The following is a 26,108-nucleotide window of genomic DNA, read 5'->3' as shown; positions in this document are numbered from 1 at the left end:
AGATTCGATATTGATTTCAAGGGCTGTCAACAAGACCTCAGCGAGCAGCGAAGATCTCAAGGACGAGCCGAACCTGAAAAAGCCGCAACACTCAAGCCTTTGCTCGAAAAACTCAAGGCAACGCTCGGGGACAATGTCAAAATTCGTGCAACTGTTCGATCGCGCGTTCTGAACCCGTCGACGTGGTCCGGTTGGGGAGGTATGGTCCCTAAATAGCCGCACCGACCAACGAACTTACCACCGATAACCGTGGCGGATAAGAAGATACACGGGGTTTGGGGTGGAAATACCGAATAGTTACTGCATTGTAAATTGCGGCTCCAAATGTAATCGCACACTCTGCGTCGCTTCTCTTCTCACCTGAAGCACCAGAATGTCATCCTCCTGGCCAAACTCCTTCGCTGCCTGCGCAATCTCTCTCGGACTAGCCCGCTGTCGCAGCATTTCATTGACTCTTTCAAAACCAAACAATATGCCTTGGTGGTTCTGAGCTTCGACGACACCATCCGACATCAGGATCAGAGAATCATTTTGCTCTAAGGTGAGTACTGCAGTTGAAAACTCCGGATCAGAAATAGTGCCTACTGGCAAAGCGCCCTCCATCTCAAGCTCTATCCCGTTAAGGTAAGGGGGCTGTTGGCCGGCATTGGCTAGAATCACCTTCCCGTCTGGATCAATTCGCAGGATTAAACAGGTTGCGCTGGCGTGTTGGCGTTCGCACAACTGCTCGTTAATCTCACGAAGAATCTCTAGCGGATTTGAGCTATGTTGCACGGCTGCGCGAATCGCCCCAACGATCAAAGCAACCAGCATCCCGGCCTGTAGCCCTTTTCCCGTAACATCTCCTACAACGATCAATACGGTTCCTTCTTCCTCGTTCGGTAGAATCTGAAAGAAGTCCCCTCCAACTTCACGCGCCGGATGATATTCACTCTCAATGTGAAGGCCTTTTACCTGAGGCAGCTTTTGCGGAATCAAGACCTCCTGAACATGACGTGCCTGCTGAATCTCCATCTTCCATTGTTCTTTCAAACGTTGCGAGTGCACGAATCTCCGCAATAGTAAGGCCGTGATGACGAGGAGAGAAAGTATGGTTGCCACGGTTCCAAGCTGAATAAGAAATCCCAGGAACAAAAATGATACTTTTACATGAATGAGGCGCAATTCTCTCTGGTAGTTCGCGGCGACTACAAGCAAGACGGCGATAGCGACAAACCACCCCCCCGCTATATGTCTCGCAAATCCGCGGAATGCAACCACAAATAACAAGACGCCCAGTGCAAGTTTGACGATGAGTAGCAGTGGCGCAATGTAATTTGCATCATGGACTGGAATAATCAGGCCATATAAAGGGGGACGTAGCATAGCGGTCCCTATCATGAGCGTGACGACCAGTGGCCACACAAGGCGGTGCAGAATGCCGATGCGACGTAGGCGGAACCAATATCCCCAAAACAATACCCACAGGCCAATTCGAACTGGAGCAAGAATTACATCCGTAAGAATGACCGCCAATGTCTGGCCCATCAGGGGAGTAAAGTTTACAAAAAGCACAATGGAGTTGCGCACGAGCGTGACCAAGCACACCAAAGCCAGCCAGAGATAGGCACTTTCCTTGCGGTCCAGCCAGAACAGGGCCAGGGCCATCACGAGTGCCATGATCAAAATCAGTGCTTCAAGAAAGCCTATTCCAATGTCATGGGCAATATCGTCGTAGTCCAATCGAACCAGCGCCTCCATCACTGTTGCATATCCGAGTACGGGAGGCCCATGAAGACCACCTGCATCGGGACTATTAAACGGCGTGGCGCTGTCCATCCACATACGTATTGCTATGGATGCTTTTCCATCACCAACTCCTTTTGGCAGGCGAAACGATTGAGGCAGCGAACTATATGCCGTCACGCGGTTTCCGACGAATTTTCCCATTTCGCCAATTTGCTGTCCGTTCACGAAGACCTGATACGCATCATCGGCCATTGCTGGCATCTTTATCGCAGGTCTACGGTTTGCACCTGTTATATCGATCTTCAGCCTGTACCAGGCGAAGCCCGAGTGACCAGCGTAGCCACGGGCGGTCCATCCAGGTATATATCCACTGATTCCAAGGGTCGCATCTGCAGATCCTGGAGGCGGAGTAAGATCCATCGAATCCCAGTTTGAATCGTCGAAATCAACTTGAGCCCAAGCCATATCGTCTCCGATGCGAAACTTCCAAGGACCGGCAAGTTCTACCGACGATTCTCCCAACTTGACTTGAACGATGGTTTCTCCCGGCGCGGAATGACCATTGATAATTTCGGCAGGGGCGGTTTGAGATTGCGTGCAATACAGGGTAGAGCACAGCAGCAGAAACGTCAGGCCGGCACGATGCATAGAATGCTCTTTCTGCGACAGATTCAGTGAATATCAGCGGCACACAATAAAAACAGCATTCGACGACGTTCAGGAAGGGACAGAACCCGAAAAAATGCCGCTGACTTCGAGGGAGAGAATTGTAGCTCTTCGTTCTACTCGAAACCGAGCAATCGAGCAAAGGGAGAGAAACTTACGCTGTGCTGCGCAAGTCCTCTCCGCTGAGCATGGGCAATGTTGGGGACCAGACGGTAATAATTCTAAAGGTTAGAGAGACGCGTGAGGAAGCTGTTTCGCCAGAGCAAGAAAAGCACAGCACAGAAGAAACCAGTCGATAGAAATAGAAGCGAAGACGGCTCCGGGACAGGTGAAGTAATCGCAACAAGAGACACGGTCGGAAACAAGGAGGGGTCAACCCCGTCTTCTGCGATTACAAAGGTCCCGTTATTGGGGATATTTCCTATCGAAAAGTTGAGGATATAGCGCGATTCATCGAGCGAGAGGCCGCAATTTGTCGCGGAATATATATCTTCACTACCATCGAGTGCGCACGATGCAGGCTGGCTTCCGAGATCGTCTGTGTTGCTTACGACCATCTCGACACCTACCCAATCGTTCCCGGTCCGATTCACCCCCGAGAAACAGCCCTGATACGAGCTGACAACATTCGTCGGCAACTGGCCATCGACGCACGGTGCGAACGAGAATTCGTAAGGCGTAGAAAAGATTGGATGTGTAATGTAATCGGGATCCAGAATAACCAGGCGAAAGTCCGCTTGGTCGGCTTTAGCGGCGCTAGAGAGTCCACAGATCAGGGCGAGTGCAAAAAAGAAGCGAAACATTCGCATCGATATTCTCCGTTAGGCGGATGACTTCGGCGGCGCTGAATGCGCTGCGCATATTTCATATAGCTGAGCTGGCCTGGATGGTCTGAGAGAGATATATGCACGTTGCTAACCGAACTCTCTGAGGTTTTGTCAGCTCATTATTTGACTTCGGTTTGAAATTATGCAGAAAACTGCATTGCGCGAGGGAAAATAAGTCTATCTGGGGCGAGGTTGGAAAGGTTCGGGCTTTCTGCGATGTGTGTTCATCATCGCACCCTTTATCCTTTCAGCACAGCGTTACGATCACTAACTATCAGGAAGAACCCATTAGAGATATCGCCCCCCATTTCACACCCCCTATCTTTGTCCGAGAGAGTAAGAAACGCAATGATGCCCTGTTTGCACCCGTTCAGGAAGCGTATGAGATTTTCCCTATCAGACCATGCCGGACTGTAAAAACCTTTGATAACCCCTCATTCAAACTATGTTTCGTTCGGAACCATCAGACCTTGAAGATTTGCCAGCAAGCCACTTGCGGACCAAAGTCGAGCAGATGTGGCATATACTCTTGCACACACCGTCTTCACCTCCTTAAGGGGACGCGATGGAAATCAGTGAAGCAATCCTGGCACAGCAACAAGTCATTCGCTTGCAGGCTCTTTTGGAGGCTAGCCGGCAACTTCACTCGACCATCGATTTGGATGAGGTTCTTGATATTGCTTTGCAGATCGTTGTTCGCGAGTTGGAGCTTACCGGCGCTTTCTTTACAGAATTTCCTCAGAACTATGGTGATGTGTCGTCCACACTACAGGAATCGATCCGGGCGGGCCGCATTACCTCAACAAAGGATGCTCAATCGCTGCTCCGCTTTCCACTGCGAAACAAGAGCGGCATGCTTTTTACTGAGTTGGTTGTTCTCGTGCCGGGCGGTCGCATTCTCGATCTCGACGAGACGGACTTTCTTGAATCACTCGCATTGCAGGCAGCTGTGGCGATCGAAAATGCGCGATTTCACCAACGGGCTCTTCAGTGGCAGCGTGTCGAGAGCGACCTCGCCGCGGCACGTCAGGTTCAGCTTGGTTTAACTCCTCAGGATATGCCTGAAATTCTGGGTTACCACCTCGCTGCTCATTCAGTTACCTGTTACGAGGTCGGAGGAGACTATTTCGACATCGTCCCCATGCCCAGCGGTGACGTCGTGCTTGTTGTCGCAGATGTTGCAGGGAAAGGCCTTGCATCAGCTTTAGTTGGGGCTTCGTTCCGCTCCGCATTCCGCGCCATGGTTCACGCGGAGCTGAGTCTTCACGAGATAGCTACGCGCATGAATCTGCTTCACTACGGCGAGGGACTAGAGGCTCGAAGGCGTTATGTGACAGCGATTCTCCTTCGTCTCAGTCCTTCGACTCACACCCTGGAAATGCTGAATGCCGGGCACAATCCAGCATTTCTTGTTCGAGACGGGTCTGTTTACAAGATTGCAGCCTCGGGTACTCCTATCGGCATGCTTCCTTTTTCAAATTATGTCACCGAGACGCTTTCGTTGAATCCTGGAACGAGGCTTCTGGTCTACACTGACGGCATCACTGAGATCTTCTGTGGCGAAGAAGAGTTTGGAGAATCCCGTCTGCTGGAAACATTTCTCGCCTGCAGTGAGACAGACGCAGAGCAAACGCTGAGATCCCTCTGGCGTACATTGGAGGAATTCTCAGACGGACATGACCAATCCGACGATATGACCGCGCTGGTTTTGTTCCGAACCCATAATGGAGATCGTCGCTGATGGATGAATACAGAAGCAGCATCGAACTCCGACTCCCATCCCGTCTCGGCTTTGAAAAAATTGCCATGAATACCGCGGCCAGCGTCGCTCACTTAATGGGTTTCGGGGAAGAACGCATAGAAGACTTGAAGACCGCCATCGCAGAAGCATGCATCAATGCCATGGAGCATGGCAACAAGTTCGACGAAACACAGTTGGTTGGAGTAATACTTTCGATGAGCCCGGATTCGCTCGAAGTAAAGGTTCTCGATACTGGCTCAGGACTACAGGTACCACTAGGCCATGCCGCCGTTCCCGATATCGATAAGAAAATGCATGAACTGGAGGCAGCACGCGGCATGGGAATGTTTCTGATTGAGTCATTGGTCGATGAAGTGGAATGGGTGAGTTCACCTCCGCAAGGCAGCTATGCACGGATGGTAATACGCCTTCATCCGTCCAAACATTAGATCGATGTCAGGGAGGGGAGAAAGATGCAAGAGAAAGTAACCCAGGTAAAGATGGAAGAATTTCAGCGCGAATCCGGACTGCCTATCACTGTGCTTCGGTTTGCAGGTGATATCACCAGCGCGTCAAAAGCCGCCGTTTTAGGCACATATCAGGGACTACCTGATACGGCTAAGCGTATTTTGCTTGATTTTTCTGGTGTGGAATATCTCAACTCCAGCGGTATAGCGCTGATCATTCAGATGATGATTGCCGCCAGCAAGAGTAGCCAGGCTATTCAGACGTTCGGCTTGAAGCCGCATTTTCAGAAGGTCTTCACGATGGTCGGAATTACGAAGTACACGACGCTTCATCCTGACGAGCTAACTGCCTGCGCAGCATTTGATTCGTAGATGGCAAGTTATCCCTAAAGATATGGCCCGTCTGCACGATTTGGCGTCTGGAAGTGTAAGAGCATGAGTTGACGAGTGGAAACCTGAAAGAAGGTAGTCATCTCATCTGGATAACAGATTCCGAGGTGGAGTATTCTCCGAAATACTGTGGGCGACGCGGAAATAACCCATACTGCGCCGTATGCATCCCGATCACACAGACGATGAGACTGTTGACGCACGAAACAACAAGACCGGTCCACATCTTTTTTTCCGATCAGGATCGTCGCGACCACGGTGAGAAGACAGGATAAGCTCGCGCGCCAGATCTTTCGTCGCTTTTATTACCAACTGCTCCAGGACTCGCGAACTCGGGACTTTTCGCGATGTTTCATATCCCCCGTGAAACCCATCACGTGCATGATGTTCTCTTCCAGCTTCGGCCAAGTCACAAACGTCCCGCGCCGTTTCTGGCTGAACGCATAGCCGCTGGTCTTCAAACCCTATGCAGCGCATGACGTGCCGTCATGCGGCTTTAGCTGGTAGGCCTGCTCCAACCCATTGGAAAAATTGATGCATTATTTTGATGCTTGCAAAATGAATATGTTGTCTATACAATAGCCGAACTTTTGCATTCCTAGGAGATCAAATAAAAGGCGCACAAGGGCAATCCTCATCAGAATTCTCATCAGTAGGATCGCGAAGATGCAGCCGAAAGCACCGGGCCCCGCACGACAAACTAAAGGGGAGGTCCACCGATGAGATTACGTATTTTGCTCTGCAGTCTCTTCGCTCTTCTCGTGAGCTGCTCTATCGCCATGGGACAGACAATAACCGGCTCCGTCACCGGTACCGTCACCGACGCTAGTGGAGCCGCAATAGCCGCAGCCAAAGTCACCGCAACCAACGTCGACACAGGTGTTGAGACTTCCACGACAACGAATTCCGATGGTGTCTACGTCCTTCGTTTTCTCCAGATCGGCCACTACAAGCTCTCTATAGAAGCCCAGGGCTTCGGCCCCGCGTCGGTCGGTCCGTTCGGCCTCGAAGTTGGCCAGGAAGCCAAAGTGGATGCCAAGCTCAAGGTCGGCTCGGTGACTGAAGACGTTGTCGTCACCACCGCCGCTCCCATCCTCAACACGGAGAATCCGAGTACCGGCACCTCCATCACTGCAGCGGTGGCGACCGAACTCCCGTTGCAGGCGCGTAACTTTTCCTCGCTCACGACCCTCGCTGCCGGCGCTGTCGCGACCACGCCTGCGAACGCGAATAATGTCGGACGTCCCACCTACAACAGCGGCTTCTTCATCAACGGCAACCGTGAGCAGACCAACAACTACACTTTCGATGGTGTCGACATCAATGACGCGATCGACAACTACATCAACTACAGTCCCAACGTAGACGCCATCGGCGAACTCCGCATCATCAGCGGCAATGCCACAGCCGAGTACGGCAACGCCAACGGCGGCCAGGTCGTCATGGTCACCAAGAGCGGAACCAACAACTTCCACGGCAACGCCTTCTGGTTCCTCGAAAACACCAACCTGAACGCCAACAGCTGGACGAACAAGCACACTCCTGACAAGTCGGCTATCGGACCTGTACCCTCGCTCAACCGCAACATCTTCGGCGGCACCTTTGGTGGACCCGTCATCCATGATCGTCTCTTCTTCTTCGTGGACTATCAGGGAGCGCGCCAGCATACCAGCAGCACTCAGTTTGACAGTGTGGCATCAGCAGCCATGCGTAACGGCTTCGCTCCAAACCTTGGGCAAACCGTTCCGGTTACCAACCCGGTTGCCCTATATCTCTTCGCTCACCCGGAGATCTATCCGCTCCCCAATGTCGCTACAACCAGCCTCACCAACAACCACGTCGGAACCATCGCGAGTGCAACGAACAACAATCAGGGCGATATCAAGGTCGACGGCAAGCTCACCGATAGAGACAATCTCTCCGGCCGATTCACTATCGGACGCGAAAACGATGGCCCAAGCAGGGTCTCGATTCCAACAGCACTTGGTCAGGCAAACATCAGTCCCTATACCGGGTTTTCTATCAACTGGACACATGTCATCTCCACTCGTGTGGTCAACGAGGCGCGTGCCGGATTCAGCCGTGGCCGCTTCACCAATCTTGTCTCCGATCCCGCCGGGTTGCTTGGGCTCACCGGTAACAATGCAGCTGGTATCCCCGGGACACAGATCGCTCCCGGTCTCTCCGCGTTCAATATCAGCGGCTATTCCCTCGGCAGTCCCTCCGGCGGCCCCACCGCCTTCGGCGGGAATGGCGTCCAGAATGACAGTCTCACCAACGCCTTCACCTACGGCGACAACGTCAACTGGCAGCGGGGCCGCCACACCCTCAAGTTCGGTATAACCGCCATTCGCTATCAATCCAACCGCAACTACTCCGGCAACGACGGTGTGCTCGGCCACTTCGACTACAACGGCACCTTTACCGCTGGTCAAACAGGCACAAGCGACGCATGGGCTGATTTCCTCCAGAACCAGTCCTCTGCCTTCGGGCAGGGCTCCTACGTCTCGAAATGGGGACAGCGGCAGTGGCGCGACGCCCTCTTCTTCCAGGACGATTGGAAGGTAACGCCCAACCTCACCCTTAACCTCGGCATGCGCTGGGAATGGGACCAGGGCCTCTACGAATCCCACAACAAACAGTCAAACCTCAACATCAACACCGGGGTAATCACGATCGCCGGCCAGAACGGCGCCAATCTCGCTCTCTATAACAGCTTCTGGAATGGCTGGATGCCACGCGTCGGCTTCGCCTACTCGCCTGAAAAGTTCAATGGAAGGTTCGTCATACGCGGCGGATATGGCATGACCAACTTCCTCGAAGGCACCGGAGCCAACCTTCGCCTCACCCTTAACCCTCCCTTCTTCAGCAACTCCTCAGGTCAGCAGAGCGGAAATAACCCCTACTTCCAGACACAGAACGGCTACCCCCTTCCCACCGCAAGCACTATCTGGTCCGGAAATGTTCGCGCCTGGGATCCGAACCTGAGACCCGCGCTTATACAGCAGTTCAACCTCACCACTGAGACGCAGCTCGACAACAACACCTCACTCGTCATCGCCTACCTCGGCCAGAGCGGAAACCACCTCGTGGATCCGCGCGAGGGCAACCAGAGGCGCTGCCCAACCTGCCCCTTACCCATCACTACCCTTTCGCAACTCCCGCCGTTCTCGGTGACCTCGCCGAACCCGCAGATCTCACAGATCTCACAGATCAGCTACACCGAATCCAGGTCGATGATGAACTACAATGCACTCCAGATAACGGGTCGTCGTCGCTTCAATCACGGCTTCGAGTTCCTCACAAACTACACCTGGAGCAAGGGCCTCACCAATAACCTCGGCTACTATGGAGGAACTGGCTCCTCGCAGAGTGCCTACTGGCAGGACGCCTACAACGGTTCCGGAGACTATGGACCGGCCTTCTTTGACGCGACCAATATCTTCACCTTCGCCGGATACTATGACCTTCCCTTTGGCCGAGGTCGCATGGTGGGTGCAAACATGAACCGCTTCCTCGATACCATCGTAGGCGGATGGAAGGTCGGCACAATCGCCAACCTTCATTCAGGCTTCCCTTTCACAGTAAGCTCACCAGGAAACTACAGAGTCAACCAGCGTGCGAACCGCGGCAATCACTATCGTAAGCTGGTTGTGCGGAATCGTTCCATAGATCAATGGTACGGCACCGACCCCTCCGCGACCGCGTGCGGCATCGATATAGACAATGGTGTCTGCGCCTACGGGCAGGAAAGTACAACGGGTTTCGGCACCGCCTCCGTCGGTTCGGAACGCTCTCCTGGGTTTAAGAACGTTGACGCAAACCTGAGCAAGGCCTTCAGCTTCTATCGAGAGACGAAGCTCGAGTTCCGCGCCAACTTCTATAACGTCCTCAACACGGTAAGCCTGGCGGCGCCACAGAACGACATCTCGTCCGCCACCTTCGGTCAGATCACAGGCACGCTCTCCACTGAACGTCAGATCGAGCTCGCTTTGAAACTATCCTTCTAAGTAGGGCTACCTCAACTCGCCTCATAACCTAAGCAGTAGTTCAACCGAAACGCCTCTTCTATTCAGGAAGAGGCGTTTTGCCTTGTTGTTCTCACTGAAACTGAGTTCACTCTCGCTGTTGCCATACTCGGACCTGCGGTTGCCGTTGCCTGTTTTCTTCCCACCACAAAATAGTCACTTTGATCGTCGCGCTACAAATCTCAGAATTCCAGTAATGAACTTGCATCGGGAGATAGATCGCAGGCACAGACCCCGATGCACTACACAAGCAGAAGTCCAGAGCTGACTCTCGAGTCCGCCACGAAGGATGCCAGTTGATTTTGGGGCTGTTCCTGCGTGTTTACATCAGCTACGCAGATCGCTTTGTTGTCCTTACGCCGTGGCACGCAGAAATCCCCGGCCGGTTGCACTCTGGCAGCCTAAGGGCCATTCGTTCCGGCAGGCGGCCCGGCTGGGCCTCATCCAAGATATTGGAGCCACAAGTCCATCGCCACTACTCGCCGGGATGAGTGTGGAAATGATGCTCGTTCTACACGACGAAGCGAAGCGCGAATACGCCTATGATCCTGCAACAGGACTTCCGGACACTCACGTCGGCACGTCTCCGAATCACTTCAAAAATGCCTGGGCTGTGGTCAGCATAAAAACGATTGGAAGCGCATCTTCCCGTTTGAGCACTGAGGCAGCATCGGATGGAGAGAAGACGATGATTAGAAGTTTCACGAAACAGGCTAATGTCGGCGGTGTTATCTTTTCTGCTGGTGTTCACGGCTGTGCCATCAGAAATCGTTGGCCAACAACCTGCACCCACGGGATCGATCAACCGGATATTCGGGGCAGGGTGCGCCTCTTTCAACGGACAGCTTGCAACAACTAGTGGCGCTAATAGCGCTATATCCAGACGCACTAGTTGCCCAGATTTTTTGAGCCGCGACTTTTCCGGACCAAGTAGTTGCCGCATCCGATTGGCTTCAACAGAACAAGGGTCTCACCGGCACCGCATTGGCGAAGGCCATTGATGCGCAACGGGATCCGAGCGTGAAGGCGCTCACTCAGTTCTTCAGTCCTCGACAATCTGGCGAAGAATTTGAGCTGGACCTCTGCATTAGGAGAGGCCTACCATACCCAGCCGACTGACATTATGTCCGCGCTTCAGGCGCTTCGTAGCAAAGCCCAGGCTGCCGGCAATCTGAAATCGGGTTCGCAGATCACGGTTGTGCAGCAATCGCCGCAAGTAATTGTGATTTAGTCTACCAACCCACAGGTGGTCTATGTTCCGCAATACAACCCAACGGTTGTCTACAGCGCTCCGGTTGTAACGCCGGGATACGTGGTGACGACCGCAGTGCTTGCATTTGGTGTTGGTATGCAGTAGGCGTCGCGATGAGCAATAACAGCTGGGGTTACAGCTACGGGTTATGCTGCCACGCATCAGGCCTCCAACGCCTATGGGAGCTACGGGAGCTCGGTTGTATCAAAGAATGGGAATACCGCGTACACCCAGCACCAAACTACAGCGCAAGGCTCGGTGGGATCAGTACAGACTTCGGCGGGCGGCAGAGGCGTTGCCGCGACTGGAGCGTACGGCAATAGTGGTGCTGCGAGACAAACCGCAAATGGCAACAAGTATGCTGCGGCAAACGGGAATGTATACAAGAACACCGGGAGCAAACCCCGCGAGGCTAGTGCTCGTGGTTCGGCAAGCCGCGGTTGTGGAGGCGGCTGGGGCGGTCGCAGGTAGAGAACAAATCACCTCTAGTGACCAGGGTTAAAAGGGCCGCGTAGTCGAAGTTTTGGAGGATGGGATGTTGCTCAAGACCTACCGAGTTTCGCTGACGATCCGGTTTATGCTTCTGGCGCTGATCATTCCACTTGTTGCATGTCGCAAATCAGAGAAACCTTCGATCAACATGTTTGCTTCACCCGACGACGCTGGTAGCACGCTGCTGGCTGTTGCGAAGTCAGGAGATCAAACCGCGCTCTAGTAGAAATCCCAAACATTATCAGCAAAGATTTTATCATCTTGATTCAGAATTCGGAATATTGATCTTTGCTGTAACGATCCAAACTTACCTGGACACTGCGATCAAGGAAACATTTGATAGGTTGACACCGTAACTAACCTAGCAAAAGTTAATTGTGAGATCCAATGCGTCCTGGTTTCTTGACGCAATCAGGGTCTCTCAAATTTGATTACATTGTCTTGTTGTGAAACAATCAGCGCCCACCGTAGTGTTTTGTGGAATCAGCCTCCGAGGTTGATGAACCGGAATATCCCCCAGACGCACCCGGCACACCGTGGAGTTCCCTAAAGATTCATGGGCGACGTACCAGGCCAACGGAGACCGCTAACGTGTATGGATATCAACAAGTTGTTTTCGCGATATGTAAGCCCTTCCCGGCTCCGCCGCGCTGCGCTTTTATTCGCTTCCTGCCTACTTTGGCAGTCGGCAGCGATCGCAGACTCGCCGGATAATCGGCGTGTCTTGTTCCTCAATGAGTTAGGACCATCGTCAGCTGCCGTCCCCCTCGTTGATCATGAGACCCGCGATGTGATTGAAAGGCAGACGATGCACCGGATCGAACCATATGTCGAATACCTGAAGACCACACTGTTTCCAAACCCTCGCTTCCAGCAAAAGATCTATTATTTGTTTGATCGGCGAGTGCTGGAACGTTGGTATATCAAGTCTCGTAATCTACCCGCCAGGAGCATAGTGCTGAACCGCCAGCCTACACCTACTGAGGCGTACGATCTCTATATCTTTGGCATCTTTGGCGGAATTCCGCTGCTCGTGCAAATATTGCCGATCATCCTCTTGACGCAACGAGCGAAGAAGAGAGCGACCAGGCGATACTTGAATGAGAGCGAAGCTCGGCTTCGTGAAGTTCCAACCATCGCTCAATGCGGTAGTTGGATATGTGCCCTTACTCAAGAAAAGGCACGATGGTCCGATGAAATGTGCTGCATTCTGGGTTTGTCTATAGAAAAGCCTGTTCCAATAGGCCGTCTGACAGACTCCGGTGACGATCTGCAATACATTGCAAAAATGAGAACAATCTCGGAAGCGAACCAACCCTCCAGCGAAGAGCCTTGGATCGTACGGCCCAATGGAGAGGAGCGGATCGTAGTAGAGTCAGGACGACCCAGGTATGACTCTCATAACAAATCTCTTTCTGTCGTGGGAACGCTACCCGACGTAACTGAAATACGATTTTACGAACAGATGCTCCGAGAAAGTGAGGAACGCTTTCGGTCTATGGCCGATGGTGCTCCAATCATGATGTGGATGGCGGATGTCGACAAGCTCTGCACTGACTTCAATCGCGGGTGGTTAGCTTTCACTGGGAGATCGATCGAGGAAGAGTTAGGTAACGGATGGGCAACTGGTGTGCACCCGGACGATCTCCAGAGGTGCATGAAGCTTTACATCGAAGCCTTCGATAATCGGGCGCCCTTCTCTGTGGAGTACCGGTTGCGGCGACATGATGGCGAGTATCACTGGATAAGTGATACTGGCTCCCCCCGATTCCTGCCCGACGGTACATTTGCTGGATACATTGGATGTTGTCTCGATATTCATGACCGAAAGGAAGAGGAGATAGCCAAACGTGAACTGTGTCGGCGTCTGATGGTTGCACAAGAAGAGGAGCGTGGCCGCATCGCTCGCGAACTCCATGACGGTATAGGTCAGGAGATAGCGTTACTGGGCATCCAGATGCAAAGAGCTTCGACTTCGCCTGGGTCAGAATCGGGGTCAAACAAATCTGCGATTAAGATATTCAGCGACAAGCTGACAGAGATAGGCATTCACGTCGGACGTCTGTCGCATCAACTTCATTCTTCCGAATTGGAATACCTGGGCCTGACGGTCGCAATCACAAAACTGTGCCGGGAGTTCTCTGAAGAGTTCCCAATCAAGGTGACGTGCGCATGCTCGAACATTCCCAGGTCGTTAGCGAACGATATAGCTCTTACGTTTCTTCGAATCGTCCAGGAGTCCCTCCGTAATGTGGCAAAACACAGTGGCGCAAGAACGGTACAGGTGGAGATGACCGGTACAGTTGAGGGACTCAGTCTCAGCGTTCGGGATGATGGCTCTGGGTTCAACGTCGAAGAATCGAAGAGGGCGGCAGGGCTGGGCCTGATCAGTATGCGGGAGAGGATATACCTGTTGGGTGGTGTATTTACAATCGACTCTACGGTTGGCGTCGGAACGAGTGTTCGGGCGGTCGTTCCTTTTAAAACGGCTACGCCTTAACCGTTGATCGAATGAATCGGTTTTTCCTGCTGAACATGTGGCATTCAGCCGACTCAGAGGTCCACCTGTGAAGTAGCATTTACCTCAAACTGAAGGCGAGTGTTCGCCTTCTCGGGCAGTCTTCAAATACCGAGAAGGAGGTGAATCCTACTCAACTAGCGATTGGACCGAGTCGAGAACTGCTGCAAAAGTCGAGTCGCCACGAATCCTGCTGTAGGAGAAGCGTCGACTAGGTTTACCCTGCGATGGCGTCACAAGCTGTCGGAAACATCGTCCCGTAGACGGTTCTTAATTCGAGGTAGCGGTGCCGCAAGAATGATCCAGTACAGAGCCTTTCTCGATTGTGCGATCCCGAAAAAGAAGATGCTTACCGGCCAGACAAAGTAGAACTGTTCCTCCACTGCGAGCGACCAGAAATGCCCGACTGACCACGGTCCCCCGCCCGGGTAATAGTTCATGATGTAAAGGGCTGAGGACGCAAAATCTCTTCCCCGAAGAGGAAGTAGGCCGAGCAGGGTCATCGCAAAGAGCACGAAAAGGTATACGTAAAATGCCGGCATAAGCAGCCAGATTCGGCGCCAGTAAAATCGGCGAAGGTCAACGGTACCCGATGCCGAAATCTCTTTGACGAGAATGCCTGTAATCAAATATCCGGAGATGACGAAGAAGATCTTCACCCCGAAATAGGCCAGATGATGAAATACCGATATCGGGTAATTCCATCAGGCGTGTCCGGCAATCACAAAGAGGATGGAAACGGCGCGGAGGCCGTCCAGTGATGGGATGCGTTTCACGTAACCTCGGCAGAAATAAAAGGCGAACAGTTTAGCGCTCTAACTTTTACCAGAGACCAACATCCCTGTGAAGCAAAAACTCTTTGCTCCCTGTAACTTACAGCGAAAATGGCATCCAGTCGGTAATCTCACACTTTGTTACTATCGAGGCAAGGCTCTCCCCACTTCCTCATGAGAATTGTTCAAGCTGTCTTCGGCGTCTTTCATCACTTCGAGCTGGCCCGCGAGTTGGAGCGTCGCGGACACCTCGAGGTAATCTATTCCACCTTCCCGTGGCGCAGGCTGCAGCGAGAAGGACTGCCGCCGTCCCGAGTCAAAACCTTCCCATGGCTGCATACTCCGGAGTTTCTTCTGCAGAGGTACCGCATCGGTGGTCAATGGGTCCTCGATCACCTTGGGTACGCCAACGCTCTCGCCTTCGACGAATGGATGCTGCGGCGAATTCCACCCTGTGATGCCTTCATCGCCATCTCGGGCGCCGGTCTCAAGACCGGGCGCCAGGTACAGAGGACAGGTGGAGTTTTTATCTGCGATCGTGGGTCGTCCCATCAGCGCTATCAGGAAAGGATCGTCAGCGAAGAGTATCGCCGTTGGGGTGTCGATCTGCCTGTTACCGATGAACGAGACACGCGGCGAGAAGAGATGATTTACGAGACTGCGGATCTGATCACGGTTCCATCAGGCTTCGCGGCCCGTTCCTTCCTCGAGATGGGAGTGCCCGCCGAAAAGCTTCGAAAGGTCCCTTATGGCGTGCGTCTGGAGCGATTTCACCCCGTCGGAGAGCCTCCTGACGGTCGATTCGAGGTCCTCTTCGCCGGTGGTGTCAGCCTCCGTAAAGGTGTTCCCTACCTCCTCGAAGCGTTTGCCGCGCTTCGGCACCCGGCAAAGCGACTCCGCGTCGCGGGCGCGATTCGGCCTGATCTCGAGGCTGTGCTCTCACGGTTGCCGCAGGAGAATGTGGAGTTTCTCGGCTCAGTATCCCAAGACCGCATGATTGAACTGATGAGCACCAGCCACGTCATGGTGCTTCCCAGCGTTGAGGAAGGTTTAGCCCTGGTTCAAGGTCAGGCGATGGCTTGTGGCTGCCCCGTCATCGCTTCGACGAACACCGGCTCCGAAGATCTGTTTACCGACGAGGTGGAGGGTTATATCGTTCCCATCCGCGATTCCCAGGCACTGACCCTGCGTATGCAGCAGATAGCCGAGGACCCCGAGCTTCGCCATCGACTGAGCGAAGCAGCATTGAGGAGGGTGAAGTCTTTGGGGGGATGGAACGACTACGGCGACAGGTGGGAAGCTCTGCTCACCGAAGTAACGAAAGTCCAATCGCATCATTAAAGTAATGTCTTAGTTATTCTTGAAAACTGACGGATTTAAAGCCTGATCTAGGCCGCCACCGACAAAATGAACGATCTCCAACCTGTCGTTTTCGGCCAGGGATGTGTCGGCCCATGCCGTTCGGGATGCGATCTCCCCATTATGTTCCACCGCCACCCGATCCCCTTTCAGCCCGAGTTCCGTAACGAGGTCTTCGAGGCTGGAAGAGTCCGATAGCGCAGGAAAAGCACGGACCTGACCATTCAAAATGAGCGTGAGCGACATAACTCCTCAAGGTTAGCAGGAGTTATGTCGAACCAGGGCCGATCCGATGCCACGGGCTGTTTGACCGGTCAACCATGGTGCGCCGGAAGCAGGCCAGCCGAGAACCTTGGCATATTCTTCGAAGACTTCTCGACTTCTTTTCAGGAGAATTCGAATGGCTTCATTCTCGGCTGCATCGCCACCCCGTTCGTCGGAATACGCACTGCAGCTAACGAGGTGGTGGGCGGCGTCACCCAGAACTTGAAGAGCCATCCCATACTCTGCTAGAACCGGGCTCGCTCCGTGGTTTTGAGATACTGGCATTTAAATCCTCCGATACCTTTCTATCGGCTCAGATTCCCTTCATGTTAGGGGTCGTACCACGCCCTAACGAAGAGGCCAAAGGTGATTCAACGGACCATTTCCATACCCGAGCGGAGCCGCACGTTGGATTGCTTCCGTGACGTATTCTTTGGCGCGGCTCGCTGCATCCATCGGACCGTCCCCTTGTACGAGACGGCTCAACAGGGCGCTCGAAAATGCGCAGCCGGTTCCGTGCGTCGATCTGCTTTCAATTCGCCTTCCCTGTATCCACCGAGGAAGGCCACCAGGGGTCAGCAGCAGATCGTCCGGTTGCTCAAGATGACCTCCGGTTGCCAGCAGGTTGAGCGAAGGGAGATCCGCGGCGAGTCTTCGGGCGGCGAAAACCATATCTTCCGGAATCGAGATCGGAACTCCGGACAGGACTTGAAGCTCATCCAGATTGGGCGTGATCCAATTCACAAGTGGAAGCAGGCTCTCGCGCAGAAGAGATACCCCTTCCGGAGCCAGTAGTTCCCTGCCTGAGCTGGAACGGATCACAGGGTCCAGGACAATCGGGACGCCGGGTGACAACCTCCGCAGCCTTTCCAGATAGTCCCGGACCACCTCCACGATCCCGCTTGTACCCAGCATTCCAAGCTTCACCCCAGAGGGCGGAAGGTCGGAGAGGAGGCAATCGAGCGTATCCCGCAGCGTCTCGGGAGAGATCGGTTCGCTGCGACGAACTCCAACGGTGGACTGGACCGTGAGGTTGGTGATCGCAGAGGTCCCGAAGAGTCCATGCGCGGCGAAGACCATCAGGTCCGCTGTAATTCCAGCCCCCGAGGATGGATCAAAGCCGGCTATGGAGAGTACAGTCTGCATCTAAGGTTTCGGGACTCCTTCTGAACCAGACTTTGGGAAAAAGTGGCTTTTTCTAACTTTTCGCAAAATTAGCAGGAATAGGTCCATTTGTCTTCGAAGGGCCAAAATACTGGGGAAATCAGCAGATTTTGGGCCGAATATCGGTGCTTCGAACCACGATCCTCTTTAGCACATACGATCTGTGATTGGCAAGCCGTTTTGCGTCGTAACTCCATACTGTTGTTTGACTTAGCGTTTTCAGAACAGGACAATGTTAACAGGAGGTGGCATGAAGATCATTTCTACGAATATGGGGGACAAAACAGTTCCCACCAGACGTGGAGTTGCCATCGCAACACTGCTCGTCGCGCTGGGAATGACAGCGTCAGCAAGCGATGCGACTGCACCTGCCACGGGTTCCGACACTAACCCCGCGAACCCCGCGCAGCAGCAGCATACCAAGCCGCGTCGCTGGTACCAGATCGGAACGGCATCCTGGTATGGACGATACTTCCAGGGCAAGCAGACTGCTAACGGCGAATCGTACGACATGAACGGACTCACCTGCGCTCACCGCAGCCTTCCCCTGGGAACCTGGCTGCGTGTTACCAACCTGAAGAATCGCAAGTCCGTCTTTGTCCGAGTCAACGATCGGGGCCCCATGCCCGACGACCGGATCGTCGACCTCTCTTACGGCGCAGCCAAGGCTGTCGGCATTTCAGGGCTGGCGAAGGTCAAGCTCGAGAAGCTTCTGCCCGGTGATCCAGAGATGGCCAGGCAGTTGATCGCGCAGCTTCATGTTCCTATTGCGGTCGGGCAGGGGCTATAGTTCCGTGCCGCCCCTCTTTCACAGCTTCAGGAAGTGAGCTCCGGTCTGATAGAGCATCCGCTAGACTGAAGCTGTGAAGAATCTCTCCGAAGAAAACCTCTCTCCCAAGGACCGGCTCGCGGTAGCCTTGGACGTTCCCGATGCCCGCGCGGCGCTGGAGCTGGTCGATCGGCTGGAAGGCAGCTGCCGCTGGCTCAAGGTCGGCATGGAGCTCTACTATGCGGCCGGAAACTCTCTCGTCGAGACACTGCGGCTGCGCGGATACAGCATCTTTCTCGATCTCAAGCTGCACGACATTCCGAACACCGTTGCGGGAGCAGTGCGGTCGGCGACCAGTGCGGGGGCGGAGTTGCTCACGGTTCACGGGTTTGGCGGCGGAGCCATGTTGCGGGCCGCGGCCGAGGCGGCCCAGGCGCCCGGCTCTCCGAGGCTGCTGGCTGTGACCGTTCTCACCAGCATGGATCACACGGAGCTGGCTTCCGTGGGAGTCTCATGCTCTCCGGCGGATCAGGCGCTACGCCTCGCCCGGCTCGCGAGGGATTCCGGGATCGATGGAATGGTGTGCTCTGCCGAGGAGGTCAGTTCCATGCGGCACCAAATGGGTCCGGATGCGATTCTGGTGATTCCTGGCATCCGTCCAGCCGGAGCTACGGTCGACGATCAGCGGCGAGTGGCCACTCCCGGTGAAGCAATCCTGCTGGGGGCCTCGATGCTGGTTGTGGGACGTCCTATTACGCGAGCCTCTGACCCGGCGGCAGCGGCACGGCTCATTTTGGATGAGATCGCGGCGACGCAGAAGCTTCCGCTTTAGCGGCGATCCTCAGGGCGTGCCCTATCTACCGTTATTGCGCAAAATCTTGATAGATAAGAACTTGACCTGGTACTTCGATCGTAAGCGTTGAAGACTTGTATCGCAGGGTCTGGCTATCTCTATTCTAGCAACCTGAGCAAAACTAAAAGGCAGCCAGTATGTTCCCTGATTTGTTTCGCTTACCTCATCCAGGGACTTGACACGTTCAGCCTCGTGCCTGGTGCGTTACGCGCGTATCGCTGAGGCGAAGGGCGAGCGCCTTAGCTGAGCCTCCACCACGGATGAACTCGCTCAGGTTCACCTCTGCCACGTTGTAACCCAGAGCTTCGAGTCTTCCGCCGAGATCGCTTCCGGTCTGTCCCAGGATGATCTCCTGCCCGACATTGATGACATTGCAGGCAAAATGGGTGGCCTCGGCTTCGGTTACGGCGATACGCATCTTCGGTGTGTAGGCAGCTTCGATTCGAGCCAGAGAGGGCTTGTCGAAGGCTCCCGGGAAGTACAGCAGATGGCCGCCCGCAAGGGGAGCGAAGCAGGTATCGAGATGATAAAAGCGCGGATCGATGAGATGAAGCGAGCTAACCTCGGTGTGCCACGCATCGGCGATGTGACGATGACTCTGCAGGCAGGTGCGAACCCCGTGAGCCGCCCAGAGATGATCGCCGGCTGCGTTAAAGAGCGCATCTCCTTCCCCCTCGAACGCGGTCTCCCGAGGAGTCTCCCAGAGCAGGAATCCGGCTGTTTCGAACCAGCGGCGAAGATGCCGCTCTTCCGTCTGGCGCTGAGGATGGGCGAAGCTGGAGAGCGCGACGATACCATGCTGGACAACCGCCGCATGGCCGACGAAGACCATGTCCGGCAAGCCCTGCTGGCCGTGGATGAGGCGTATATCGGCGACGCGCTGGAGCTGGCTGTGCAATTCCTTCCATTGGGTAAATGCAAGGTCTCGCGAAGGGCGATGCAGATTGCCGGCCATCCACGGGTTAATAACATAGTTGATGTCATACCACTCGGGTGGGCACATCAGGTATGTTGGCCGGTCGAAGTGTGGGAGGGAGGCGAAATTTCGGGCAGAAGATTTAGATACAGTGGTGCCGATGGTACTCATATAGGACTTATTCCCTACTTTCCGGATTAGAGTCTGCCCGTGTAGAGAGACGGTCGTCAAGTGAAGTCTCGGTTATTTTTTGTGCAGTTTGGTACCTTCGTGTCAGTAATAGACTTAGCGAACAGGTCCGGGAGTTCCTGGCATAAAAAAGAGCCCCCGTAAAGGGGCCCTTTTCCGGCCTTTCCTCTTTCAGAGGCCTAGAGTTTTTCGAAGAACTCGCAGACCGAGCAGGAGATATAGACTCCGCCCGGGGTGCCGCGCTCACGATCCTTGACGCGCTTCACGATGCGGGTCGGTTTGGAGCACTTCGGGCAATCGGTGCTCTTGTTGGTGTCCATGACCTTCTTACGGTCGCCGGTCTTGGCAATCTTTGCCATAATCTTGCTCTCCCTGGTACGAATGTTTCGGCTCGCGCGCGGGATGACCGATGCTCTCCTGCTAAACATGGAGCATCAAAGACATCCGGAACTTCTCAGGATTGTCCGGGCGATGCCTCGGTAGAAATCGAAGGAGAAGAACTGCGGTTGTGGCTTGAATGATTTTACATCGTCGCAGGTTTCATGGCTATGGGGTCGTGCCTGTACCCGGAGTCTGTGGCCTGCCGATATCTTGAGGCCGATTCGGTTGTTGCGAATTTGGCTGTCGCGTTTGCGAAGGCGGCATGGATTGGGACGCAGGATCGGCAGGAGATCCGGGCGCGGCGGGGATAGGTTGCCGGTCGGCCTTGCGGCCAGCGTCTTTATCGGTTGGGTACTGAACCTTGCCCTGTGCATTTGCAGGCGCGGCCTCTCCCGGAAGCCGCAGCGATGGTGGCGGTGGGGCGGCGGCGGAAGCATCTTCCTCATCCTTGCTGGGGACGCGATCTCCCATCGCAACCTGGCGGGTGTTGCTCGGCATCTCGCCTTCTTCAAGCTCGTTCTGGTCGTGGATCTCGATCGGCTTGCCGAGTACGGCAATCTGGACCGTGGCTACCCGATCCCCATGAAAGCGAACGAAACGCACCGTCTGGGGAACGTGGCCGTAGATCCACTCCTCGTAGCGCGCGCCGTTGGGATCTCCACTGTCCTGTTCCCGGACTTTGCGTTCCGGCGCACCCAGCGCGGCGAGAACCATGCGATGGTTCATGCCGACGAGAACCTCGTGGGCGGCGATGGCGTTTCGGAGCTTTGGCGGCAGCGTATCGGCATAGGCCTGATTGCCCGACTTAACCCCGAAGTCGACGACAGGCTCAAGCAGAGCCTTCACCTCCGGAGCGGAGACATCAGGGATGCCGCCGGGAAAGACGAGCGTAATCCGGGAGCCCATGGGCTGCTCTCCATTATTGGCCACAACATTATTGTTGTTGAGTTGAATATGGCTCAGAAAGCGATGCTTGGCATAGGGGCCACCGTTCAGATCGACCACGATCTGGTCGCCCTTGATGTTGAGGGCCGTGACGACGACGCGATCCCCGGGAGCAGCGGCCTGCCCCTTACGATAGATCATCTCCCGATATTTGTCGGCGCCGGGGGAAAGATCGCCGTTGGCCGTCAAGGTAATAACACCGATGGGCAAGGGCCGATGGGCAAAGCCCTGCTCCGCCGCAAGATTGCGGACCAGATCGCGGCGGCCACGTTCGTTGAGCTTCTCTTTAGACAACGGGAGATTGGTGGGAGTGAAGGAGGTAGAGATATCGGCCGTGGCGGTCTTCTCGCCCACAACAAAGACCTGTGAGTAGACAACCTGCGCCGAGAGTACGAAGAACCCTGCAAAGAGTGCCCATCTGTGCGTTCGGATCGCCATCGAAGCACCTCGGAGATACAGACAAGCTTGCGCCTTCTCTTCCCTTTTGACAAGGGGAGTGAAGATATGGTTTCCCCGTTAAACGGTGGAAGGCAGGAAATTTACAATCTGGCTGGAAATCGTCAGACTTCAGGCGGATCGCCAGCCGACCGGCCCTGTGGGGCGCTGGGAAGAATCTGAACCAAAGCAGGGGGCTGGCTCTGCTGTGACTGTTCCATCGCAACGTGGGCTGCGGGCGGCTGTGCTTCCATCGCATACCCCCCGGCGACGATGGGGGTATGGGTGTAATTCCACGCGTATTCGCGGGTAACTCGTACCAGCACAATGAGACCGGCCAACAACGCAAGAGCGGTAAATCGAGCTCCCTCGGGGCCGTAATCGCCTCCTGTGAGCCAACGGCGTCCGGAGGCGATCGTTTGGACCAGAACCGAGGAGTCGATCTTTCCACTGACCGGAAGGCCAAAGAGCATCCCCATACTGGCGGTCCAGGCAAAGTGCATTCCCCAGGCCAGCCAGAGAGCATGGGTGCGGAGCCAGGCTACCGAAAAGAGTATCCCCATCAAGACGGCAATAAAGATGCCGGTGGAGGTGGCTCCGTTGATGAGCACCTGGGCAAAGGCAAAGATAATCGACATGCCCAGAGTCGCGCCGACAGGACCGATGACCTCGATCAGGCAACGAAAGGCGTAGCCGCGAAAGATGACCTCGACGGCCAGGGTCTGCGCGGCGATGGTCAGCAGATTGATTGCGATCAGGCGCATCGTGCCGGGTTCGGTCCAGAAGCTGATGTGCAGACCTCCCGCGAGGACCATGGGCATCACTGCGAGGATCACCATTCCCCATCCCAGGGCTGCGCCGATCAGCCATTCCCTACCCGAGGTGGACCGTTGGGGGAGACCGAGCACGGAGCGGCTCGATGCCGGCCGTCTCGCGATGATCTCCAAGAAACGAAATCCGACCGCGAGCAGGAACAAAAGAAACAAGGCGCTCAGCAAGGGCTGCCATGCGTCCATGTTGAAGCGGTTTGTGATGCCACGGGCAGAGCTGGCGGAGAGCACGCGCGATGAGACAGACCACGCGAAGGCTGTTGCGAAGCGCGCCAGCTGGAGGGTTCTCCCGGCACGCCGGGGTGGAGTCGTTGGATCGGAGAGGGACGACAACAGATCTGCTCCGTGCGTTGAGCCGCTATGCGGTGGTAGAGGCCACTGCATCAACCTCGGCGGATTCGCTGGTATAAAACTGCGCGATGTTACGAAACTTCCGGTAACGCTGCTCCAGAAGTTGATCGAGAGAGAGCCCGCGGAGGCTGTCAAGATGGAACCGCAGCCTTTCGTTGACCGCGGCAAAGGCTGCTGCAGGATCGTTCTGGCTGCCCCCTTCCGGTTCGGCGAGAACCTCGTCGACGCAGCCGAGACGTTGGGCATCGACAGCCCCGTACTTCAGTGCTGCGGCAGCCTGCTGTTTTCGGTTAGCGTCCTTCCACATGATGGAGGCGCACGCCTCTGGGGAGATGACCGAATAAATGGCGTTCTCGAGCATCAGCACGCGATCTGCGACGGCCAGAGCCAAGGCACCGCCCGATCCTCCTTCCCCTGTAATGGTGGCGATGGTTGGAACTCGCAGCCGGGACATCTCGAGGAGATTGCGGGCGATAGCCTCGCCTTGTCCGCGCTCCTCGGCACCGATTCCGGGATAGGCTCCGGCGAGGTCGATAAAGGTGAAGACAGGGCGTGAAAACTTCTCGGCGATCTTCATCGCACGCAGGGCCTTGCGGTATCCTTCGGGATCGGGAGAGCCGAATTTGCGCGCGACCCGCTCCTTGAGTGTGCGGCCTTTCAGATTTCCGATGACCATGACCGGCTCACCGTGAAACCACGCCATACCGGCAGACATGGCCTGGTCGTCTCCAAAGGAGCGATCGCCGTGAATCTCGGTGAAATCCGTGAAAATTGCCTGAATGAAGTCCATAGGATAAGGACGCTGCGGATTTCTAGCCAGCTCTGTCCTGATCCATGCTTCTGGAACGGGCGGAACGGCTGAGTTGCCATGCATTATTCTGCTTGCTTCTTTTTCGGCCATATTGAGGCTAATCCTGCTTCTCGTTCGATTGTATGCGAACACGGTGTGAGGGCGCTGCCTTGTTTACTCTCGAGGGACAGCGGATAGATGTCTACCGGCATCCTAGATAGAGTTGGATGCACACCCTGCAGAGAACGGGCCTTTTTCTGCTCTGTCATAGCCTGAATCTCGAGGGTCGTTCAGATGACGAAGAGGTATGGCCTTCACGCGAGTTCGCCTCGAGATAAATTTCATAACACTTACTCCGGATCGGCGAGCCAATTCCGTCAAGGAACCGCAAAGTCGGCCAGAGCTGAAAGCAAATTCATGTGTCGCCCGTGTACGGTAGGAGTTCTCTTTCTTCTGAGCTGTTTTGGTCTCGCGCAGGAAGCCCCAATGGTTCGTGGCAGCGATGACTTGCCGTCCGTCACAGAGCTGGTGGATGGTCCTCAACCGGTGCGCCCGCAGGACCCGATCTTCAACCCCGCCTTCCATTCGCGTCCCCTCCGCGCGCCGGTAGACGAATTTGATGTTGTGGCACTTGGGGGCCGGACGACGAGACATCCTGAGGCTGCGGAGCCGTTTCACTGGAAGGGCCTGCTTCTGCAGTCCTTCTCGTTCGAGCTGCTGCAGCATGCAACCCGGATCATGACGGCCGATCAGAACGATCGTCACATCCTGCTCAACAGCCCCTTCTGGTCCAATTACTGGGCTTCGGCCCAGCAGTTCAATATGGGTCGCTGGAACGATGGCGACAGCATCAAAGTGAACTACATCGGGCATCCGATGCAGGGGGCGATCTCCGGATATATCGAGGTTCAAAATGATCCCCGCGGCCGTACCCAGGAGATCTCGCGTTCTCGAGAATACTGGCGAAGCCGCTTTCGCGCTTTTCTCTGGAATACTGTTTATTCGACACAGTGGGAGATCGGACCGCTTGGGGAGACCGCGATCTTCAACCAGGGAGGCTTCACCTATCCGATCCGCTGCAACAAGAAACCTGGGACGCCGGACTACTGCGAAAATCCTGGCACGACCTACACCAATAACACCGGCTGGGTGGACTTCATCATCACTCCCGTCGTCGGGACACTATGGCTGATCGGCGAAGATACGATCGATCGTTACATCTCGGATCCCCTGGTGCGGCGACACCCGAATAACTTTGGAATTAAAGTAGTCCGCGCCTCTCTCAATCCACCGAGATCACTAGCAAACATGCTTCGTGGGCGCTATCCCTGGTATCGGGACTACGAACATCCCAGCGAGTATCAATCGCCGGTTCAAGTGCGCTTCCAACGTCTCCTCTCCGAGGAGCCGGTCGAGCACTTTGACCTGAGCCTGCACTACTCATCTCTCAACGTGGAGACCAATCACACCACATGCATGAACTGCCGCCAGGCGGCGACAGGGGCGGGCCTGGAGTTCGGTCTGCGCCTGAGTCGCTATCTCGATTTTGTCAGCGACGTCTCCATCTATCCGCAGGCGAGCCCCGTCTCCTCGCTCAGTGTTGGGGGGTCACTGACGACGGCAACGTTCGGATTCCGTTCTGGCTACTCAACTAAGAGGTATGCGGTCAAGGTTGGGCTTTCTCCCGGCTTTGCAAGTTACTCGAGAACCGGAACGGACCCTTCGTCGCTGAAACGGAACTACAATTTTGCCGCGGCCGCGACGCTCTCCGGCGATCTTCGTCTCTCGAATCACTTTGGATTGCGCGCAAGTGCGGTACAGATGCTGATTCGTTACAAGACCACCGAGCGCGATCCGGACGGGATTGGAACGCCTCCCAGGCTCTCCTTTCTCTCCCACGACAACTACAGCAACTCCACCAACTGGGGGGTGCAAATCGGTCCCGTGCTTCGGTTCTAACGGTACGCACGCGACCGACGG

23 protein-coding genes and 1 pseudogene are annotated in these 26,108 nt (G+C 55.0%); 13 read left to right on the top strand and 11 right to left on the bottom strand.

Going from position 1 to position 26,108, the window contains the following annotated elements:
- Positions 1-297: 297 nt before the first annotated feature.
- Positions 298-2,376: a PP2C family protein-serine/threonine phosphatase gene (locus tag BDD14_RS02830; protein WP_130417478.1), complete on the bottom strand. Its 2,079-nt coding sequence runs from the start codon at positions 2,374-2,376 to the stop codon at positions 298-300.
- Positions 2,377-2,615: 239 nt separating this feature from the next.
- Entirely contained in the window at positions 2,616-3,203 is a 588-nt protein-coding gene (locus BDD14_RS02825; protein WP_130417477.1) for a hypothetical protein, read from the bottom strand.
- A 583-nt stretch (positions 3,204-3,786) separates the two neighbouring features.
- On the opposite strand from BDD14_RS02825, the gene BDD14_RS02820 reads away from it, so the two are divergent.
- The 9 genes and pseudogenes from BDD14_RS02820 to BDD14_RS02780 all read left to right on the top strand — a co-directional run bounded on the left by BDD14_RS02820 (position 3,787) and on the right by BDD14_RS02780 (position 14,091).
- The gene (locus BDD14_RS02820; RefSeq protein ID WP_130417476.1) at positions 3,787-4,962 is read left to right on the top strand and encodes a PP2C family protein-serine/threonine phosphatase; all 1,176 of its coding nucleotides are present in this window, start codon (positions 3,787-3,789) and stop codon (positions 4,960-4,962) included.
- Positions 4,962-5,411 (top strand): ATP-binding protein, encoded by a 450-nt coding sequence (locus BDD14_RS02815; RefSeq protein ID WP_130417475.1) that lies wholly within the window; start codon positions 4,962-4,964, stop codon positions 5,409-5,411. Before BDD14_RS02820 ends, BDD14_RS02815 begins: the two co-directional genes overlap by 1 nt.
- 24 nt (positions 5,412-5,435) lie before the next feature.
- Entirely contained in the window at positions 5,436-5,801 is a 366-nt protein-coding gene (locus tag BDD14_RS02810; protein WP_242617690.1) for an STAS domain-containing protein, read from the top strand.
- A gap of 737 nt (positions 5,802-6,538) precedes the next feature.
- Entirely contained in the window at positions 6,539-9,829 is a 3,291-nt protein-coding gene (locus BDD14_RS02800; RefSeq protein ID WP_130417474.1) for a TonB-dependent receptor, read from the top strand.
- Positions 9,830-10,340: 511 nt separating this feature from the next.
- Positions 10,341-10,706: a hypothetical protein gene (locus tag BDD14_RS32340; protein ID WP_207231677.1), complete on the top strand. Its 366-nt coding sequence runs from the start codon at positions 10,341-10,343 to the stop codon at positions 10,704-10,706.
- A 110-nt stretch (positions 10,707-10,816) separates the two neighbouring features.
- Positions 10,817-10,966, top strand: a pseudogene (locus tag BDD14_RS33675) (hypothetical protein); the annotation flags it as partial.
- On the top strand, positions 10,917-11,078 hold the full coding sequence (locus BDD14_RS33670) for a DUF3300 domain-containing protein (RefSeq protein WP_278045460.1): 162 nt from the start codon (positions 10,917-10,919) through the stop codon (positions 11,076-11,078). The pseudogene BDD14_RS33675 and the gene BDD14_RS33670, both read left to right, overlap by 50 nt.
- A gap of 556 nt (positions 11,079-11,634) precedes the next feature.
- Positions 11,635-11,814: a hypothetical protein gene (locus BDD14_RS02785; RefSeq protein WP_130417473.1), complete on the top strand. Its 180-nt coding sequence runs from the start codon at positions 11,635-11,637 to the stop codon at positions 11,812-11,814.
- A gap of 372 nt (positions 11,815-12,186) precedes the next feature.
- On the top strand, positions 12,187-14,091 hold the full coding sequence (locus BDD14_RS02780; protein ID WP_165419892.1) for a PAS domain-containing sensor histidine kinase: 1,905 nt from the start codon (positions 12,187-12,189) through the stop codon (positions 14,089-14,091).
- A gap of 251 nt (positions 14,092-14,342) precedes the next feature.
- Here the strand turns inward: BDD14_RS02780 and BDD14_RS02775 are convergent, their stop codons facing one another.
- The gene (locus BDD14_RS02775; RefSeq protein ID WP_341273324.1) at positions 14,343-14,783 is read right to left on the bottom strand and encodes an acyltransferase family protein; all 441 of its coding nucleotides are present in this window, start codon (positions 14,781-14,783) and stop codon (positions 14,343-14,345) included.
- A 273-nt stretch (positions 14,784-15,056) separates the two neighbouring features.
- Between BDD14_RS02775 and BDD14_RS02770 the strand changes: the two genes are divergently transcribed.
- The gene (locus BDD14_RS02770) at positions 15,057-16,223 is read left to right on the top strand and encodes a glycosyltransferase family 4 protein (RefSeq protein ID WP_130417470.1); all 1,167 of its coding nucleotides are present in this window, start codon (positions 15,057-15,059) and stop codon (positions 16,221-16,223) included.
- A 9-nt stretch (positions 16,224-16,232) separates the two neighbouring features.
- Here the strand turns inward: BDD14_RS02770 and thiS are convergent, their stop codons facing one another.
- The 3 genes from thiS to thiD form a co-directional block, all read right to left on the bottom strand.
- On the bottom strand, positions 16,233-16,487 hold the full coding sequence (thiS, locus tag BDD14_RS02765; protein ID WP_130417469.1) for a sulfur carrier protein ThiS: 255 nt from the start codon (positions 16,485-16,487) through the stop codon (positions 16,233-16,235).
- A 12-nt stretch (positions 16,488-16,499) separates the two neighbouring features.
- Positions 16,500-16,790, bottom strand: a complete 291-nt coding sequence (locus BDD14_RS31565; protein ID WP_165419890.1) for a hypothetical protein — start codon at positions 16,788-16,790, stop codon at positions 16,500-16,502.
- Positions 16,791-16,853: 63 nt separating this feature from the next.
- The gene (gene thiD, locus BDD14_RS02760; RefSeq protein ID WP_130417468.1) at positions 16,854-17,651 is read right to left on the bottom strand and encodes a bifunctional hydroxymethylpyrimidine kinase/phosphomethylpyrimidine kinase; all 798 of its coding nucleotides are present in this window, start codon (positions 17,649-17,651) and stop codon (positions 16,854-16,856) included.
- A 268-nt stretch (positions 17,652-17,919) separates the two neighbouring features.
- Here thiD and BDD14_RS02755 point away from each other — a divergent pair, with 268 nt between their 5' ends.
- Together BDD14_RS02755 and pyrF are read left to right on the top strand one after the other, a co-directional pair.
- The gene (locus BDD14_RS02755) at positions 17,920-18,459 is read left to right on the top strand and encodes a septal ring lytic transglycosylase RlpA family protein (RefSeq protein ID WP_207231676.1); all 540 of its coding nucleotides are present in this window, start codon (positions 17,920-17,922) and stop codon (positions 18,457-18,459) included.
- A 73-nt stretch (positions 18,460-18,532) separates the two neighbouring features.
- The gene (pyrF, locus tag BDD14_RS02750) at positions 18,533-19,270 is read left to right on the top strand and encodes an orotidine-5'-phosphate decarboxylase (protein ID WP_130417466.1); all 738 of its coding nucleotides are present in this window, start codon (positions 18,533-18,535) and stop codon (positions 19,268-19,270) included.
- A gap of 205 nt (positions 19,271-19,475) precedes the next feature.
- On the opposite strand, the gene BDD14_RS02745 is transcribed toward pyrF, so the two are convergent.
- The 5 genes from BDD14_RS02745 to BDD14_RS02725 all read right to left on the bottom strand — a co-directional run bounded on the left by BDD14_RS02745 (position 19,476) and on the right by BDD14_RS02725 (position 24,239).
- Positions 19,476-20,378 (bottom strand): dimethylarginine dimethylaminohydrolase family protein, encoded by a 903-nt coding sequence (locus tag BDD14_RS02745; protein ID WP_130417465.1) that lies wholly within the window; start codon positions 20,376-20,378, stop codon positions 19,476-19,478.
- A 197-nt stretch (positions 20,379-20,575) separates the two neighbouring features.
- Entirely contained in the window at positions 20,576-20,755 is a 180-nt protein-coding gene (locus BDD14_RS02740; RefSeq protein ID WP_130417464.1) for an Rcat domain-containing protein, read from the bottom strand.
- A 187-nt stretch (positions 20,756-20,942) separates the two neighbouring features.
- The gene (locus BDD14_RS02735; protein WP_130417463.1) at positions 20,943-22,160 is read right to left on the bottom strand and encodes a hypothetical protein; all 1,218 of its coding nucleotides are present in this window, start codon (positions 22,158-22,160) and stop codon (positions 20,943-20,945) included.
- Between the two features lie 122 nt (positions 22,161-22,282).
- Entirely contained in the window at positions 22,283-23,320 is a 1,038-nt protein-coding gene (locus BDD14_RS02730) for a CPBP family intramembrane glutamic endopeptidase (protein WP_242617689.1), read from the bottom strand.
- 25 nt (positions 23,321-23,345) lie between these two features.
- Positions 23,346-24,239, bottom strand: coding sequence for an acetyl-CoA carboxylase carboxyltransferase subunit alpha (locus BDD14_RS02725; RefSeq protein ID WP_242617688.1), 894 nt, complete (start codon positions 24,237-24,239; stop codon positions 23,346-23,348).
- Positions 24,240-24,614: 375 nt separating this feature from the next.
- Here BDD14_RS02725 and BDD14_RS02720 point away from each other — a divergent pair, with 375 nt between their 5' ends.
- Positions 24,615-26,087 (top strand): hypothetical protein, encoded by a 1,473-nt coding sequence (locus tag BDD14_RS02720; protein ID WP_130417461.1) that lies wholly within the window; start codon positions 24,615-24,617, stop codon positions 26,085-26,087.
- The last annotated feature ends 21 nt before the right edge of the window (positions 26,088-26,108 follow it).

The sequence above is a fragment of the Edaphobacter modestus genome, assembly GCF_004217555.1.
Lineage (GTDB): Bacteria > Acidobacteriota > Terriglobia > Terriglobales > Acidobacteriaceae > Edaphobacter > Edaphobacter modestus.
The sequence above is the reverse complement of the archived record's forward strand: the minus strand, read 5'-3'. Positions and strand labels throughout refer to the sequence as shown.